This is a genomic window from Rhizobium sp. 0TCS1.26, assembly GCF_050455525.1.
Taxonomy (GTDB): Bacteria; Pseudomonadota; Alphaproteobacteria; order Rhizobiales; family Rhizobiaceae; genus Neorhizobium.
This window is the reverse complement of sequence record NZ_JBCIYV010000001.1, coordinates 1,222,175-1,237,957: the sequence shown is the minus strand read 5'-3', so window position 1 is coordinate 1,237,957 and position 15,783 is coordinate 1,222,175. Positions and strand designations below refer to the sequence as shown.

Annotated in this window: 17 protein-coding genes; 6 read left to right on the top strand and 11 right to left on the bottom strand. The window is 63.6% G+C overall.

Annotated elements, in window-relative coordinates; genetic code table 11:
• Positions 1 to 3: 3 nt before the first annotated feature.
• The 3 genes from AAIH46_RS06120 to AAIH46_RS06110 form a co-directional block, all read right to left on the bottom strand.
• Entirely contained in the window at positions 4 to 816 is an 813-nt protein-coding gene (locus AAIH46_RS06120; RefSeq protein WP_430304750.1) for a citryl-CoA lyase, read from the bottom strand.
• A 27-nt stretch (positions 817 to 843) separates the two neighbouring features.
• A complete protein-coding gene (locus tag AAIH46_RS06115) occupies positions 844 to 1,419 on the bottom strand; it encodes an NADPH-dependent FMN reductase (RefSeq protein ID WP_430304749.1) in 576 nt (191 codons plus the stop codon).
• Between the two features lie 124 nt (positions 1,420 to 1,543).
• Complete coding sequence (locus AAIH46_RS06110; RefSeq protein ID WP_430304748.1) at positions 1,544 to 2,359, bottom strand: IclR family transcriptional regulator domain-containing protein; 816 nt, start codon at positions 2,357 to 2,359, stop codon at positions 1,544 to 1,546.
• Positions 2,360 to 2,477: 118 nt separating this feature from the next.
• Here AAIH46_RS06110 and AAIH46_RS06105 point away from each other — a divergent pair, with 118 nt between their 5' ends.
• From AAIH46_RS06105 to AAIH46_RS06085, 5 genes are all read left to right on the top strand, one after another.
• Positions 2,478 to 3,746 (top strand): amino acid ABC transporter substrate-binding protein, encoded by a 1,269-nt coding sequence (locus AAIH46_RS06105; RefSeq protein ID WP_430304747.1) that lies wholly within the window; start codon positions 2,478 to 2,480, stop codon positions 3,744 to 3,746.
• A 66-nt stretch (positions 3,747 to 3,812) separates the two neighbouring features.
• The gene (locus AAIH46_RS06100; RefSeq protein ID WP_430304745.1) at positions 3,813 to 4,691 is read left to right on the top strand and encodes a branched-chain amino acid ABC transporter permease; all 879 of its coding nucleotides are present in this window, start codon (positions 3,813 to 3,815) and stop codon (positions 4,689 to 4,691) included.
• The gene (locus AAIH46_RS06095; protein WP_430304744.1) at positions 4,688 to 5,638 is read left to right on the top strand and encodes a branched-chain amino acid ABC transporter permease; all 951 of its coding nucleotides are present in this window, start codon (positions 4,688 to 4,690) and stop codon (positions 5,636 to 5,638) included. Before AAIH46_RS06100 ends, AAIH46_RS06095 begins: the two co-directional genes overlap by 4 nt.
• A complete protein-coding gene (locus AAIH46_RS06090; RefSeq protein ID WP_430304743.1) occupies positions 5,635 to 6,348 on the top strand; it encodes an ABC transporter ATP-binding protein in 714 nt (237 codons plus the stop codon). The genes AAIH46_RS06095 and AAIH46_RS06090 overlap by 4 nt, the downstream gene beginning before the upstream one ends.
• Positions 6,341 to 7,075 carry an ABC transporter ATP-binding protein gene (locus AAIH46_RS06085; protein WP_430304742.1) on the top strand — a complete coding sequence of 245 codons (735 nt, stop codon included), beginning with the start codon at positions 6,341 to 6,343 and terminating at the stop codon, positions 7,073 to 7,075. The genes AAIH46_RS06090 and AAIH46_RS06085 overlap by 8 nt, the downstream gene beginning before the upstream one ends.
• A 15-nt stretch (positions 7,076 to 7,090) precedes the next feature.
• On the opposite strand, the gene AAIH46_RS06080 is transcribed toward AAIH46_RS06085, so the two are convergent.
• The 8 genes from AAIH46_RS06080 to AAIH46_RS06045 all read right to left on the bottom strand — a co-directional run bounded on the left by AAIH46_RS06080 (position 7,091) and on the right by AAIH46_RS06045 (position 15,374).
• Positions 7,091 to 8,161, bottom strand: coding sequence for an LLM class flavin-dependent oxidoreductase (locus tag AAIH46_RS06080; RefSeq protein WP_430304741.1), 1,071 nt, complete (start codon positions 8,159 to 8,161; stop codon positions 7,091 to 7,093).
• A gap of 71 nt (positions 8,162 to 8,232) precedes the next feature.
• Positions 8,233 to 9,072 (bottom strand): ABC transporter permease, encoded by an 840-nt coding sequence (locus AAIH46_RS06075; protein ID WP_430304740.1) that lies wholly within the window; start codon positions 9,070 to 9,072, stop codon positions 8,233 to 8,235.
• Positions 9,065 to 9,871, bottom strand: a complete 807-nt coding sequence (locus AAIH46_RS06070; protein ID WP_430304739.1) for an ABC transporter ATP-binding protein — start codon at positions 9,869 to 9,871, stop codon at positions 9,065 to 9,067. The genes AAIH46_RS06075 and AAIH46_RS06070 overlap by 8 nt, the downstream gene beginning before the upstream one ends.
• Before the next feature lie 4 nt (positions 9,872 to 9,875).
• Complete coding sequence (locus AAIH46_RS06065; protein ID WP_430304737.1) at positions 9,876 to 10,880, bottom strand: ABC transporter substrate-binding protein; 1,005 nt, start codon at positions 10,878 to 10,880, stop codon at positions 9,876 to 9,878.
• Between the two features lie 50 nt (positions 10,881 to 10,930).
• Entirely contained in the window at positions 10,931 to 12,112 is a 1,182-nt protein-coding gene (gene ssuD, locus AAIH46_RS06060; RefSeq protein WP_430305017.1) for an FMNH2-dependent alkanesulfonate monooxygenase, read from the bottom strand.
• 153 nt (positions 12,113 to 12,265) lie between these two features.
• Positions 12,266 to 13,120: an NADPH-dependent oxidoreductase gene (locus AAIH46_RS06055; protein ID WP_430304736.1), complete on the bottom strand. Its 855-nt coding sequence runs from the start codon at positions 13,118 to 13,120 to the stop codon at positions 12,266 to 12,268.
• Positions 13,121 to 13,291: 171 nt separating this feature from the next.
• Complete coding sequence (gene glgA / locus AAIH46_RS06050; protein ID WP_430305016.1) at positions 13,292 to 14,755, bottom strand: glycogen synthase GlgA; 1,464 nt, start codon at positions 14,753 to 14,755, stop codon at positions 13,292 to 13,294.
• A gap of 286 nt (positions 14,756 to 15,041) precedes the next feature.
• Entirely contained in the window at positions 15,042 to 15,374 is a 333-nt protein-coding gene (locus AAIH46_RS06045; RefSeq protein ID WP_430304735.1) for a DUF2934 domain-containing protein, read from the bottom strand.
• A 176-nt stretch (positions 15,375 to 15,550) separates the two neighbouring features.
• Between AAIH46_RS06045 and AAIH46_RS06040 the strand changes: the two genes are divergently transcribed.
• The gene (locus AAIH46_RS06040; RefSeq protein ID WP_430304734.1) at positions 15,551 to 15,763 is read left to right on the top strand and encodes a hypothetical protein; all 213 of its coding nucleotides are present in this window, start codon (positions 15,551 to 15,553) and stop codon (positions 15,761 to 15,763) included.
• Positions 15,764 to 15,783: the final 20 nt, after the last annotated feature.

Genomic DNA, 15,783 nt, shown 5'->3' with positions numbered 1-15,783 from the left:
ATCCTAGTTCTCGTTCGCGACGAAACCCGTGGGCGCGGGACCGTCGTAATCAATGGCGCCTGCTGCGGCGTGGGACATGATGAAGCCGATCGGCCGGGTCTGTTCTTCCAGCAGATGGCCGATAAGGCCGGCGGTGCGTGCCAGAAGCGGCACCCCCTTCAGTGCCAGCAGTGGGTAGCCGGCATCGAGCAGCACGCACGGAATGGCACTCGAGACATTCATGACCAGCGGTTTGCCGATGATGTCAGGAATCAGTCTTTCGATTGTTTTTGCAATCTCGCAGTGGATGCCGGAAAGCCCCAGTTCGGCGGCAATGGCGAGAAGGCGCTCGGCGCGCGGGTCGCTTCCCTTGTGCAGCGGGTGTCCGTATCCCGGCAGCGGCTTGCGCTCTTCCTTGTAACGCCGCATCAGCTTTTCGGCGGCCGCTTCGGTGGAGCTGCCGTCGGCTTCCTTCAGTTCGCGGACATCGCGGAAGAAGGCGCCGGCCGATTCCGATGCCCCGAGGATCACCGAACCGCAGCCCAGAAGGCCCGCCGCGACAGCGCCCTGGACGGCTTCCGGTGATGCGGCAAGCGTCATGCGCGCCGCCTGGACGCTCGGCACCAGCCCATGCTCGGCAATGGCGACAAGCGTCGCGTCCAGCATGCGGCGCTGCTTGTCGTCGGGCAGCGTGCCGGCCACCAGCAGCCAGGTATATTCGGTAAAGGAGATCGAGCCGACCAGGTCGTTCACCAGGTCATGGCCCCGGACGATGATCGTGTCGGGATTGGAGGTGCAGATCGCCTGGTAGGGGGCTGATTGCTTGCCGATTTTCATGCGGAAGTCCTCAGATGCTGACAAAGGTCAGGGTGTGATGTCGGTGGTGTCGGTAAGGCGGCGGACCCAGCGCTCGAACTTGTCCATGTAGCCCTGCAGAAAGATGCGGGTGTCGTCATTGGTCACGTCGCCTTCGGGCGTGATGAGGCCGGGCACCAGGTGGATGAAGGCTTCCGGCTGTCCCATGACCGCCACGTCGAGGCAGCCAAGCACGGCCCGCAGGTGCTGCTGCGCGGCGGCCGTGCCGATGCGCCCGTAGGATGCGCCGGCGATCGCTGCGGGCTTGCCCGCCCAGACGCTGGCGCCGAACGGACGGGAGGCCCAGTCTATGGCGTTCTTCAGCATCGCCGAGATCGAGCGGTTATGCTCCGGTGTCAGGATCAGCAGGCCGTGGGCCCTGCGGATCTGCTCTTTCAGTCGCTCGGCGGCATCCGGAAACCCATGATCGAGACGGTCCTGATCGAAGAGCGGCAGGTCGTGGATAGATACCCAGTCGAATTCCATCTCGTGACTGGCGAGCCGGGTCAGCGCCAGCGCCAGCAGCCTGTTGAGCGATGCCTGATGGGCGCTGCCAACGATGACGGCGATCTTCAACCGTGTCATGAGACCCTCCCAGCTCTCAAGAATATTCGCAGTGCGAACTTATATTCGTATAATGAATAGCCGCGCAGACGCCTGTCAAGACCATTGTCGCTGAAATCGGATCCGGTGACAGAGTGCCGGGTCGTTATCGCGCCGTCGGCGGAGCCGGTGCCAGCGAGTGGACGAGCGCCGGGAAACGGGCAAAAAGCTGGGATAGACGGTTGGCAGCAAGCCGCAGTTCCGGCAGGCGCTGCTCGACCAGTTCGTCGGGCGTCAGTCGCGGCGTATAGCCCGAACTGTTGATCGAGCAGACGACGCGGCCGGTCGTATCCTTGACCGGCACGGCGATTGCGGTGATGCCGTAGTCGAGCTGATCGACGGTGATCGAGTAGCCGCTCGCCCGCACTTCGACCAGCGTCTTGCGCAGTTCGGCCTCGTCCGTCACCGTGTAGTCGGTGAGCTTGACCGGGCTGTAGGCCTGGAAGTAGCGGTCAAGGTCCTCCTCCGGCAGCGCGGCGAGCAGGGTCCGGCCCATGGACGTGGCATAGGCCGGATACGTGACCCCGAGGCTGGCATTGCGACGCACACCGAGGCTTTCCGACAGATGGGCCACGTAGAGGACGTTGGTGCCGTCGAGCACCGCCATGTTGGCAGCATCGCCAAATTGTGCGGTGATCCGGTGAAGCTCGGGCGTCACCGCTTCCTCCACCTTGAAGGCGTTGAGATAGGACGAGCCGAGCGACAGGATGCGGGGCGCCAGCAGGAAGTGCTTGTTGTGGCGGCGAATGAAGCCGAGTGCCTCGAGGGTCAGGACGTTGCGCCGGACCGTGGCGATCGACATGCCGACCTTGCGGGACAGTTCGGCGAGCGTCATTTCCGGATCCGCGGCGTCGAAAGCTTCCAGGACGGACAGACCCCTCGCGAGGGCTTCGACGAAGTCGGACGACTTGCTGTCGATCATGGGATTCTCCTGCCTTTTCTTTTTCGTTCGCACAAGGGATTGACAAGCGCAAGACCTACTGCCTATCGTTATGCGAATATTTATTCGTGCAGCGAATTTTCTTGGGAGGGAAAAAGCGATGAAGACGAGACGGGATTTTCACAAGCTGATGGCTGCGACGGCCGCCGGACTGGCCGCCCCGGCGATCCTCGGCAGCAAGGCGTTTGCGCAGGACAAACCGATCCGGGTGGGGGCGAGCGTGTCGCTCACAGGTCCGCTCTCGAGCACCAAGAACGGCCTGATCGGTTACGAGCTGTGGCGCGACGACGTGAACGCCGCAGGTGGCCTGCTTGGCCGCAAGGTCGAGCTGATCACCTATGACGACCAGAGCAGCGCCGCCAACGTTCCGGCGATCTATTCCAAGCTCGTCGACGTGGATGCCTGCGACGTGCTCTTCTCGCCCTACGGTGCCAATCTCTCGGCCCCGGTCATGCCGTTCATCAAGCAGCGCGACCTGTTCATGATCGGCATGTTCGGGCTTGCCGGCAACGACGTGGCGCGGCACGACAAGTTCTTCCACAGCGGCCCCTGGGGGCCGAATTCCGGCCGCGACTGGGCCCGCGGCTTCTTCGATCTTGCCAAGGCGCAAGGGGTGAAGACGGTCGCCATCATCAATGCCGACCTGGAGTTTTCCAAGAACGCTGCCAAGGGTGGTGCAGAGGTCTGCAAGGAATACGGCATGGAGGTCGTGTTCAACCAGAGCTACCCGCCGAATACCAGCGACTTCTCGTCGATCATCCGCAACATCAATGCCGCCGATCCCGATGCGATCTTCATCGCATCCTATCCGGCCGACAGCACGGCGATCATCCGCGGCGTCAAGGAAATCGGCATTTCCGATAAGGTTAAGATCTTCGGCGGCTGCATGATCGGTCCGCAATACGGCGCGCTTCTGAGCTCACTCGGCCCGGAACTGAACGGCCTCGTCAACTCGCACACCTTTGTGCCGGAGCCGACGATGCAGACGCCGGAGATCAAGAACTTCTTCGACCGCTATACGCCGATCGCGCTGAAGCAGGGCGTCGATCCGCTCGGCTACTACATCCCGCCATTCTATTACGTCGCAGGCCAGCTGGCCGCCGCGGCGATCACCGGATCCAAATCGGTCGATCCGGCGAAGATGGCAGAATTCCTGCACGCCGATACGGTCGACACGATTGCCGGCCCGATCGCCTTCAACGAGATCGGCGACTGGAAGGAGCGGCGGGTGCTGATGGTCCAGTTGCGCGGCATCAAGGGCAATGATCTGGAACAGTTCCGCAGCCCCGGTCGCCAGGTGATCCTCGATCCGCCGTCGCTGAAGACGGGAGATCTTGCCGGTCCCTACAACGAGGCCCGCGCCGGCTGACAACCGGCCACGTCATTTTCTCCAACGATCCAGAGAGCCGGCGTGAAGCCGGCTCAGGGCCTTATCATGCTTTCATTCGACATTCTGCTGAATGCCCTGGTGACGGGGATCCTGCTGGGTAGTGTCTATGCGGCGCTGGCGCTTGGTCTGGCGATCACTTTCGGCATTCTGCACATACCCAATATCGCCCACCCGACGCTCGTCATTGCGGGGGCTTTCTTCGTCGATACGCTGGCCCAGTGGGGCGTCGATCCGATCCTCGCGGCGCTGATCGGCCTCGTTCCCTTCTACCTTCTCGGCGTTGTGCTCTACCTGTTCTACTCGCGGCTCTTCGAGCGGCGCGGCGGCGCCAATGTGCTGCAGAGCCTGACGCTGTTTTTTGGCCTGTCGCTGGTGATCGAGATCCTGCTGTCGCTGAGCTTCGGCTCCGAGCTGAAATCGGTCAACGTCTCCTATATCGGCTCCAGCCTGCGTCTCGGCATTCTCACCATTCCCTATCGGCTGCTGATCCCGGCGCTTCTCGCGCCGGTGATGATCGGCGCCGTCTGGCTCTATCTCAGCCGCACCAATACCGGCACGGCCATTCGTGCCGTGGCGCATGAGGAGCGGGCGCTGTCGATCGCCGGGCTCAACCCGGCATCGATCAAGCGACACGCCTTCGGCATCGCCACGGCGACCGCCGTGGTCGCCGGCGCCGCACTGATCATGGTCGGCCCGATCGAGCCGTTTTCCGGGCGCTTCCAGATCGGCCGTGTGTTTGCCATCGTCGTGCTGGCGGGCATGGGCTCGATCCCCGGCAGCCTGGTGATCGCCATCGTCATCGGCATCGCCGAGGCGCTCGTCTCCAGCTACCTCAATCCTTCCTGGTCTCCCGGCGTTGCCTTCGCGATCCTGCTTCTCGGCCTCGCACTCCGCCCCCAGGGCCTGTTCGGAGCAGCGCGATGACCAAGAATTCCATCCTCTTCCTCGTCGGCATCGCCATCGTCCTCGTGCTCGGTTTCCTGATGCCCTGGGTCTTGAAGAACCCGTTCTACTTCTTCGTCGGCTACGTCGTCCTGCAATATGTGACGATCGCCACCGGCTGGAATATCCTCGGCGGCTATGCCGGCTACATCAATTTCGGCGCGGCGGGCTTCTTCGGCGCGGGCGTCTATCTGTCGGCCTTCCTGTTCACGACGCTCGGCCTGCCGCTGCCGCTGTGCATCCTTGCCGCGGCCATCCTCGGCGCGGTACTCGGTCTGCTGATGGGCTATCTGACACTGCGCATCCAGGGCGTCTACTTCGCCATCGCAACGCTCGGGCTCGTGGTCGTGCTGGAAACCATCGTCCACAACATCCCGGCGCTTGGCGGCGCCAGCGGCATGGCCGTCTACGGGCCGCGTCAGCCGTTCTGGAGCCCTGGGCCGTCGCAGTATAATTTCACCGTCATGCTGATCATTGCGGCCGCTGCCGTGACGCTCGCCCGGTTCGTCGAGATCTCGTGGATCGGCCGCGGGCTGCGTGCCGTGCGGGCGAGCGAGGATGCAGCCGAATGTTCCGGCGTACCGACGCTGCGCCTGAAGCTGCTCGCCTGTGCACTCAGCGGAGCGGTGCTTGCGGCGGCCGGAGCGCCCTATCCGTTCTACACCTCCTATGTGGAGCCGGTCACCGCCTTCAGCCTGATCATCGGCCTCAATGCAATCGCCATGCCGCTGATCGGCGGCACCCGCAGCTGGGTCGGCCCGGTCCTCGGCGCATTGTTGCTCGCCTCGGTCCAACAGATCGCTACGGTCACCATATCCTCCGAGCTCAACATCCTGTTCGTCGGTCTGGTGCTGATCGCCTTCGTCGCCTTTGCGCCGGGCGGACTGGCCGAACTCTTTGGCCGAAAGCAGGGGAGGGCGCGGTCATGAGCGAGACGATCCTGTCCCTGAAGGGGCTCGAGAAGATCTTCGGATCCTTCCGGGCGCTCGGTCCGGTCGATCTCGACGTGTCGGCCGGAGAACGGCTCGGCATCATCGGTCCGAACGGCGCCGGCAAGACCACGTTGATCAACTGCATCACCGGCGTCTACGCTCCGGACAAGGGTTCGGTACATTTCCAGGGTCGCGACATTTCCAGGATCGAGGCCCACAAGCGGGCGCGGCTCGGCATCTCGCGCAGCTTCCAGATCCCGCGTCCCTTCACCGGCATGACGGTTCTCGAAAACCTTCTGGTGCCGCTCGATTACTGCCATGTCGACGGCAGCAAGGCGGAGCGGGCCCACGCCGTGCTGGCAAGCGTCGGGCTGTCGGGCCGCACGGCGGATGCCTCCGAAACCCTGTCGCAACTCGAACTGCGCAAGCTCGAGCTTGCCCGCGCCCTGGTCGGCAATCCGAAGGTGCTGATTGCCGACGAGGCGATGGCCGGACTGTCGGATGAAGAGATCGACGAGGTTCTGGAAATCCTCTTCGCGCTTAACCGTTCCGGCGTGGCGGTGATCATGATCGAGCACATCATGCACGCGGTGATGCGCTTTTCGCAGCGGATTGTCTGCTTCGAGACCGGCCGGCTGATCGCCACCGGCACCTCGGCGGAGATCGCCGACAACCCGCTCGTCCAGAAGGTGTATTTCGGTGAATAGGCTGATCATCGACAATCTGTCCGCCGGCTACGGCGCGGTCTCCGTATTGCGCAACGTCTCGCTGGAACTCAACGAGGGCGAGATGGTGGCGCTGCTCGGCATGAACGGCAACGGCAAGAGCACGCTGCTCAACTGCGTGCTCGGCTTCGTGCGCGCCAGTGCCGGGCGGATCCTCCTCGAGTGGAACGGCAAGAGCACGGATCTCACCAGGCTGCAGCCGCACGAGATCGTCCGGCTTGGCCTGTCGATCGTGCCGGAGGGCCGGCGGCTGGTGCCGAACATCTCGGTCGAGGACAATCTCAAGCTCGCCGGCAGCAATCCGGTGGTCCGCGACCGGATGAAGGAAAACCTCGCCTACTGTTTCGACACCTTTCCGCTTCTCCTGGAGCGGCGCCGGCAGATCGCCTCGACCATGAGCGGCGGCCAGCAGCAGTTGCTGGCAATCGCCCGTTCACTGATGACCTCGCCGAAGATCGTCGTCATCGACGAGCCGTCGGTCGGCCTGGCACCGATCGTGGTGCGCGACGTGCTGGCCGCCATCGAACATCTGCGCGACAAGAGCGGCATGACCATCCTGATGGCCGAGCAGAGCTTTTTCCAGGCGATCGACGTCTCGTCGCGCGCCTACGTGCTGGCGCATGGCAGCATCCGCAAGGAGTTCAAGCGTTCCGACGGCGAAATTGCCCATGACGAGTTGCGACGCGCGATGCTCGGGACGTCCCACTAGGCAGGTTGAGACGTCTCAGCCGCGCAGCAAGGGCAGCAGGGTGTCGCCCTGACGCTTGATCTCGGTGAGATAAGGCGTGTCGGAGAGGATGAAGTGGGTAATGCCGAGGTCCTGATACTTCTTCAGGGACCGAGCGACCTCCTCGGCCGAGCCGACCAGCCACGTTGTGCCGGCACCGCCGCCGCCGAACTTGCCCGGCGCCGTGTAGAGGTTATCGTCGATGACATCGCCGCGCGCCTGCAGGTCGAGCAGCCGGCGCTGGCCGACCGCGACGGGACCGCCATGGTCGTTCCAGCCGGCGCCCTTGACCCGGGCCATGTCAGCGACCTTGGCTTGCGCATCCGCCCAGGCCTCTTCGGCCGTATCTCGGACGAGGGTGGTGATCCGCAAGCCAAACTCGAGCGGCGGCAGGTCGCGATCAAGGTCGCCGCTGAGCGTCTTCAGCCGTGCGATCCGCTCGGCGACATCGTCCAGCGGCTCGCCCCAGAATAGCTGCACGTCGGCTTCCGTCGCCGCCACCGTTTCCGCAGCCTCCGATGCACCGCCGAAATAGAGCTGCGGGTGGCGCCTTGCGCCGCGCGGTTCGAGCCGCGGCGCCACGGTGGAATTCGTCACCTGGAAATACTCGCCCGCATGGCTGACGTCTTCTTCCGTCCAAAGCCGTCGCACCAGCCGCATGAACTCCTTGGTGCGCGCATAGCGCTGCGCCTGATCGCCCTCGCTGTCGCCATAGGCGGACAGGCTGTCCTGACCGGAGACGATGTTGACCTTGACGCGGCCGCCGGTCAGCTGATCGAGCGTTGCTGCCGCGGCGGCGAAGTTGGCGGGGCGCCAGTAACCGGGTCGGGTGGCAATCAGCGGCTCGAACGTCGTGGTGCGCGCGGCAAGCGCTGCTGCAACGGTGAAGGTATCGGGCCGACCCCAGCCGGTGCCGATCAGCGCGCCCTTCCAGCCGTGATCCTCGAGAGCCTTCGCCTGGGCGGTCAAGGTCTCAAGGTTGTTGGCGCTCGCGCCGCTGTTATCGCCCCGGTGGCCGGTCTTCACATCGTTCGGGATATACCAGAGAAACTCGGAATTGCTGCTCATGCGACTGCCTGCATTGGAGGGCCGACATGCGGCCATGGGTTCTGTGCTTTCGGACAAGGCGGTGGAGCAGCCTAGCGCTGCATTCCCCAGCGCCGGACCGTGACGTTTTCGACAATCCGGAAGATGATGCCTTCGACCAGCAGGCCGATGATGATGACCATCGCCAGACCGGCAAACACCTTGTCGGTGAACAGCTCGTTGCGGTTGCGGAAGATGAACCAGCCGAGCCCGCCGGCGGACGAACTGACGCCGAAGACCAGTTCGGCGGCGATCAGCGTGCGCCAGGCAAACGCCCAGGCGATCTTCATGCCGTAGAGGATCGAGGGCAGGGCGGCCGGAATGAGGATGCGCACCACATAGGATGGGCCGCGCAGCCCGTAATTGCGCCCGACCAGCCGCTGGGTTTCCGGCACGCTCTCAAAACCGGTCAGCGCGGCAAGCGCGAAAGGCCAGAGTACCGCATGCACCAGCACGACCAGCAGGCTCTTTTCGCCAAGCCCGAACCACAGCATCGCGACCGGCAAGAGCGCGATCGCCGGCAGCGGATTGAACATCGAGATCAGCGTCTGCAGCAGTTCGCGGACAAACCGGCTGACCACGGCAAGCGAGACGAAGACGAAGGCCAGCGCAATGGCGATGACGTAGCCCTTCAGAAGCACGTAGAGCGATGCCCAAGCAGACTGCAGCAGGTTCTCGGTGGTGATCGCTTCCCAAAGCGCCGTCATGGTGGCGGTGAAGGTAGGAAACAGGATCGGCTTGCCGTTGTAGCGGGCGGCCAATTCCCAGATCAGCGCCAGCAGTGCAAGGACCAGGATCTTGCGGATCGCTGACGAGTTCCAGGCGAAGTCGTGGATGCGGTCCCAACCCTGGCGTTGTCCTGTCGCGGTCCCGGGCACGCTAAAATCAGACATGCTGGAGCACCTTTGTGCTGGTGACCGGCGGGAACAGCAGGGCGTGAACCTCGCGCGACAGCGCTTCCAGCCGCGCGCTGCCCAGATCGCCGCGGCCAAAATCGCGCGTGTCGAGGCTGGTGATCGTCCGGCCGGGATGCGGGCTGAGGAGATGCAGTTTGGTGCCGATGAGGATCGCCTCCTCGATGGAATGGGTGACGAACAGCAGCGTGAAGCCGAGCTCCTCGGCGAGATCGAGAAGCTCGCCCTGCAGCTGGGTGCGGGTGAGGGCATCGAGCGCGGCGAAAGGTTCGTCCATCAAGAGCACGTCGGCATCGGTCACCAGCGCGCGGGCGATCGCTGCGCGCTGCTTCATGCCGCCGGACAGCGTGTGCGGGTAGCTGTCGAGCACGCGCTCCAGCCCGACCTTTTTCAGTGTTGCCTCGGAGCGCTCACGAACATCCGTTCTGGACAGGCTGCTTGCCCTGTGCAGCGGGAACTCGACGTTCTGGCGGACCGTCTTCCACGGCAGAAGCTGGTCGAATTCCTGGAAGACGACGATCCGGTCGGGGCCGGGCCCTGTGACCGCGCGGCCGCGCACGCGGATTTCCCCGCCGGCAGGCTTCAGGAAGCCCGCCACTGCCTTGAGGATCGACGACTTGCCGCACCCCGAAGGCCCGAGCAGCACGAGGCGCTCGCCCTCTGCTGCGCGAAAGGAAACGTCGTCGACGGCCCGAACCGTGTGCTTCGCGGTCGGGTAGTCCAGCGTAAGGCGGTCGACTTCGAAGACGGCCGGAGGATGAGGATCGCGTGCGAGCATGGCTTCAGCTTCCGTTCTCGCCGTGCAGCTCGTCGAAGGTATAGTCCTTCCAGCTCTCGGCCTTCTTCTTGATGGCACCGGTCCGGTAGAGGAAGTCGGCGAACGCGAAGGAGCGCGATGGAACGACGGTGAACTTGCTTTCCGGAGCCTCGATCAGCGACTGGATGAAGGCGGGATCAAGCTTGGATTTCTCGACCCGCACATAGGTCTCGGCCGCCGCCTTCTTGTTGGCTTCGATCCAGGCGCTCGCTTCCTTCAGCGCTTCGAAGAAGGCCTGGAACGTCTTCGGGTTTTCTTCCCGCCACTCGGTGGTGGCGTAGAGATAGGTCGGCGTCACCGGTCCACCGAGCACATCGTAGGAGGAGAAGATCTTGTGGATCTTCGGGTCCTTCAGGGCCTGCTCCTGGAACGGCGTGTTGGAGAGGTGCGAGGTGATTTCCGTGGAGCCGGAAAGCAGCGCTGCCGTCGCATCCGGATGCGGCAGGGTGATCGTGTTGTTGTCCAGCTTGCCCTGGTTGCCTTCGCCGAACTCCTTCTCCGCCGCCATTTGCAGGATGCGCGCCTGAACCGAAACGCCGACCGCCGGCAGGGCGATCTTGTCAGTCGCGGCAAAATCCTTGAGCGACTTGATGTCGGGATTGCTGCTGATCAGGTAGTTCGGCTGATTGGCGAGCCCCGCGACGATCTTCACCTCGCCGTCCGTCCGTCCCCAGAGCGTCAGGAACGGCCCGATGCCGGCAGCGGCGATGTCGATCGAGCCGGAGAGAAGCGCCGCGTTGATGGCGTCGCCGCCGGAAAGCTGTGCCCATTCCACCTTGATCTCGTCGAGGCCGAGCGCCTTGGCGTGTTTCTCGAGGAGGTTCTGGTCGCGGATCACGTGCAGCGGCAGGTAGAGCGTACCGAACTGCTGGGAGATCCGGATCAGCCCCTCGGCGGAAGCGCCCGTGGCCGGACCAAGTGTCGTCAGCGCCAAGGCCGCTGCTGCAATGAATTTCAAGGAGTGGATCATGAAGCGGCCTCGTGAGCGAAAAAGGGAGTTATAAAAAAAGCGATCGTCGTTCAGCCGGCAGCATTGGCGAGCTTTGAGCCGCCATAGTCGCCGACGGCAAATTCGTTCGCGACACTGTCGCGCAGGCCCTGACGGCGGTTGGCGTCGATGCCGAGCAGCGGGAACAGCAGTTCGGCGACGCGGTAGGCTTCCTCAAGATGCGGATAGCCGGAGCCGATGATGGTATCGATGCCCAGCGCCTGGTACTCGCGCAGCCGCTCGACAATCTGCGCCGGCGTTCCGACCAGCGCCGTGCCGACGCCGGTCCGCACAAGGCCGACGCCCGCCCAAAGGTTGGGCGCAACGAGGAGCTTGTCTCGGCGCCCGCCGTGGAGGGCCGCCTGGCGGCGCTGGCCGACGGAATCCATCTCCTTCTGAAAACGCTGCCAGGATCGCTCGATCTGATCGTCGGAGATATGGGCGATCAGCCGGTCGGCGGTGCGCCAGGCGTCGTCCTCGTCTTCGCGGACGATGAAATGGATGCGCATGCCGAAACGGATCCGGCGCCCGGTGCGGGCAGCTTTGGCCCGTACCGTCTCGACCTTCTCCTTCACCTGCTCCAGCGGCTCGCCCCAGGTGAGGTACATGTCGGTGGCGTCGACCGCGAGATCCTGTCCGGCCTCCGACGATCCGCCGAAATAGAGCGGCGGATGCGGCTGGCCGACGGTCGGAAAATCCGAGCGGGCGCCTTTGAGATTGTAGTATTTGCCGTCGAAATCGACCGTTTCGCCGGCCAGCAGCCGTTTCCAGATGTCGAGGAATTCCGCAGCCTGCTGATAACGCTCGTCATGGCTCAGAAAGATGCCGTCCCCGGCAAGCTCGGTCGGATTGCCGCCGACGACGACGTTGAGCAGCAGCCGGCCGTTGCTCAGCCGGTCGAGCGCCGCCGTCTGGCGCGCTGCAAAGGTGGGGGAGGTGACGCCGGGACGCAGCGCCACGAGGTATTTCAAGCGCTCGGTGACCACCGACAGTCCGGTCGCGGTGATCCAGCTGTCTTCGCAGGACTGCCCGGTCGGCAGGAGGACGCCTTCGAAACCGAGCTCGTCGGCGGCGATGGCAACCTGCTTGAAATAGCGGAATTCCGGCCTGCGGCTCAGATGCTCGGTGCCGAGATAGGTGCCGTCTCCATGCGTCGGGATGAACCAGAAGAAGTTCAGCGGTTCTGTTCTACCTGCAGCATTTCCAGCAGTGATCATCGACTTCTCCTACCCAAGTTGAGGGCAAGGCTAAAGTCGACCGGATCGATAGAGAAGGAAGATTATTCTGTTCTGCCGGGCCGGGCGCCACGGGAAAACTACTGCCGGGTCAGGATGGCGAACCGCATTTCGAGTTTGAACGGCGGCGCCCTACTTCACCTTGAAGCCCATCCGGCGGACCGTTTCGAGCAGCCTGTCGCGGCCCTTCAAGGCTGCGGTATCGGCGATGCGGCTGGCGGCGACGCTTGTCCAGCCGCGCGTTGCCATTGCCTGACCTGCCTGGAAGGCGCGCATCCGGTCGTCATAGGCCTGGAGATCGGCGTCGGGTGCTGCCTGCTGATAGTGCTCGCGATGCAGGACGAGGGACTGCGGCAGGCGCGGCTTGATCTCGGTCGCGACCGCCGGATCGGGGTAGCCAACGGTCATGCCGAACACCCCGAAGGCTTCCGGAGGCAGGCCGAGCATCTCCGCGACTTCGGCCGGATGGTTGCGGATGCCGCCGATATAGCATGTGCCAAGTCCGAGCGATTCCAGCGCCACGAGTGCATTCTGGGCCGCCAGCGCCGCGTCGATTGACGCCAGCAGGATGCTCTCGAAGTAATCGAGACCTTCGCCGGTGCGGCCTTCGCGGCTGGCGATGCCGCGCAGGCGGGAGAGATCGGCGAGCCAGACGAGGAACAGTGGCGCCGAAACGATCTGCGGATTGGGGCCGGCGAGCTTTTCCAGTTGGGCACGACGGTCACGATCCTCCACCGCGACGACGCTCCAGGCCTGCAGGCTGGAGGATGTCGGCGCCGACTGTGCAGCAGCGATGGCCAGTTGAAGCACGCCCTCGGGAACCGGCTTGGGCAGATAGGTGCGCACCGAGCGGTGCGACAGCATGGCGTCGAGGGCCGCGTTCCAGTCGGATGTGTCGGCCGGCTGGCTTTCGCCGTAGCGACGCTGCAGGAGTTCGTCGTGGGAACCTTGCGCGGCGGAGGCGGCTGCGAAGCGAGGGGAGGACATCTGGCGGCACCTTATCTCGGTTTCGGGTCGATCTGGCGTGTGTTTTGCCTATAGGGCGTGTTTCGCCACAGAACAACCGCGTCACCAGCCGCCGCGTGGAGCCCCAGACAGAAAAACCGGCGTCTTGCGACACCGGCTTTGGGTTTTTCCGAGTTTCGTCGATCTCGATCCTCAGGCGTCGAACGCCTGTGCATCACCGACCCTACGCCGGACCAGCTCCCGGTAGATCGCGGCGTATTTCTCGGCGCTGCGCTCCCAGGAAAATCGGGTCTTCATGCCCTGGTTCTGCAGGCGCGCCCAGTTGCGGGTATCCGAATAGGTGTCGAGTGCCCGGCGCAGGGCGAGACGCAAGCCGTCCGGGTTGACCGGGTGGAACTGGAAGCCGGTCGCGACGCGGGCGGACATGGCCGCATCATTGGCGTCGATGATGGTTTCCGATAGACCGCCGGTTCGCGAGACAACGGGCACGCAGCCGTAGCGCAGGGCGTAGAGCTGCGTCAGGCCGCAGGGTTCGAACCGCGACGGCTGAACGATGGCATCGGAGCCGGCATGGATCAGGTGGGCCGTCGGTTCGTCGTAGCCGATATGGACCGCCATGCGGCCCGGGAAGCGGGCGGCCGTCCGCTTCAACGCTTCTTCGATCTCGTGGTCGCCCTTGCCGAACACGATGATCTTGCCGCCGCGATAGAGAACCTCGTCAGCGGTATCGGCGAACATGTCCATGCCCTTCTGCCAGGTCAGGCGCGTGACGGCCGAAAAGACCGGGCCATCGTCTTCCTCCAGGCCGAAGCGCTGCAAAAGCACGTTGCGGTTCTCGCGCTTGCGCTTCAGCGTCGTGGCGCCGTAGTTGCGCGGCAGAAAAGGATCGGTCGCCGGATCCCAGACGTCGAGATCGATGCCGTTGACGATGCCGCGCAGCGACATCACCCGCTCGTTCAGGACGCCGTCGAGGCCCATGCCGAAACGCGGCGTGAGGATCTCGCGGGCATAGGTGGGGCTGACGGTGGTGATGGCGTCAGCCGTCTGCAGCCCGCCCTTCAGGTAGGAGATGTCGCCGAAATATTCGAGGCATTCGGTGGTGTAGGTGCTGTCGGGCAGGCCGATCGCGTTCAGCCGGTCGGCGCCGTACTGGCCCTGGAAGGCGAGGTTGTGGATGGTGATCACCACCGGCACCTTGCAGCCCATCTCGCGCATGTAGACGGATGTCAGCGCCGACTGCCAGTCGTGCGTGTGAACCAGATCCGGCTGCCAGTCCGGCAACAGGCCATTGGCGATTTCGGCCGCCGCCCGCGACAGCGCGGCAAAGCGTTTCCAGTTGTCCGCATGATCGTTCCCGTCGGCGTCGACATAGGGTCCGCCCGGCCGGTCGAATAGCGCCGGCGCGTCGAGGACGAACAGGTCGAGGCCGTCAAACTCGCCGCGCAGCAGCGTCGCCTGCTCACCCAGAAGATTGTCGAAATGCATGACGGGAACTGCAGTGTCGAACTGCTGCTTTACCCCCGGATATCCGGGGAGAAGCGAGGTGGTCTCCATGCCGCAGGACATGAGAGCCTTGGGCAGTGATCCGGTCACATCGGCCAGTCCGCCAGTCTTCACCAAAGGAAACAGTTCCGAAGTAACCGAAAGCACTTTCATTCGTGGCAGATCCCGCTTCCACTGGTTCGTACCGCTGAAACCGTCCCGGCTGCCGAGCCTGTTCCGGCGATCATCGAAGGTAAAGGGAGCGTTCATCATTGCGAACTTCTCCGCGCATCCATCGCGTCCTGGCAAACGTGGAGAGCAAGTCCAGCGTTCCATGCGAGTGAGGAAATCGGATCACGACCGAAGCGAGATTGCATGCCATATCCACAGAACTGTACAGAACACTTGCCGCCGCGAAGCGTTTCGCGGCGGGCCATAGAGATTGGATTGTGATTGTGCGCTAGGTTGTGGAGGCCTTGCGCGCCGGTCGCTTCTTCGCAGCTGATCCGGCATCCGGTTTGGTGATTGCTGCCGCTTTGGGCGCTATCTTCTGCTTACCGGTGGATGCCCCGGCAGGTTTCGCCGGTGCCGTGTCGATGACCGGGTCAGTCGGTGCAGGCTCCGCGGCAATGCCCTTCTTACGGTCTGAACCGTTCTTGGCGCCCGTGCCGTTCTGCGAGGAATATTCCTGTCGTGCCTGTTCCCAATGCTCTGCGTGCTTGCCGTGGGGGCGTCCTTCCTCCTCCCACAGCGCGTAGGCCCTGCTTTTAATCCACTCGTCTGAGACCGCCATCTTCCTCTCCATTCGCCCAAGCTCAACAACACCAAGCGAGCCGGAAGGTTCCGCGCCCTAATTAATTTTGTGCGCTGCAACTAAGGCTGGCAATCCCCATTTGTGCCCTTTTTTCGCCTTTATGAGGAACTTCTTTTCTTCAGCAGCGTTCGGTGCGCGAGTTAGGAGGAACTCCCATGGAAAAGCGCTTCGATATCCTTCCGCACGAAACGGGCTGGATCTACCTTGCCGATGGCCAGCCGTCGGCATCATACCCGTGCTACGATCTCGCCCTGAAGGCGGCAAAGGTCCATTCCGCCAAAGAGATGAGCGCCATGAAGCGGATCGTCTTCCGCACCCAGGCGCTGAATGGCGAGATGGTCAAGATCACGTCGCCGATCCATCCCTGAGCTGCATCGTCTGTCTGCAT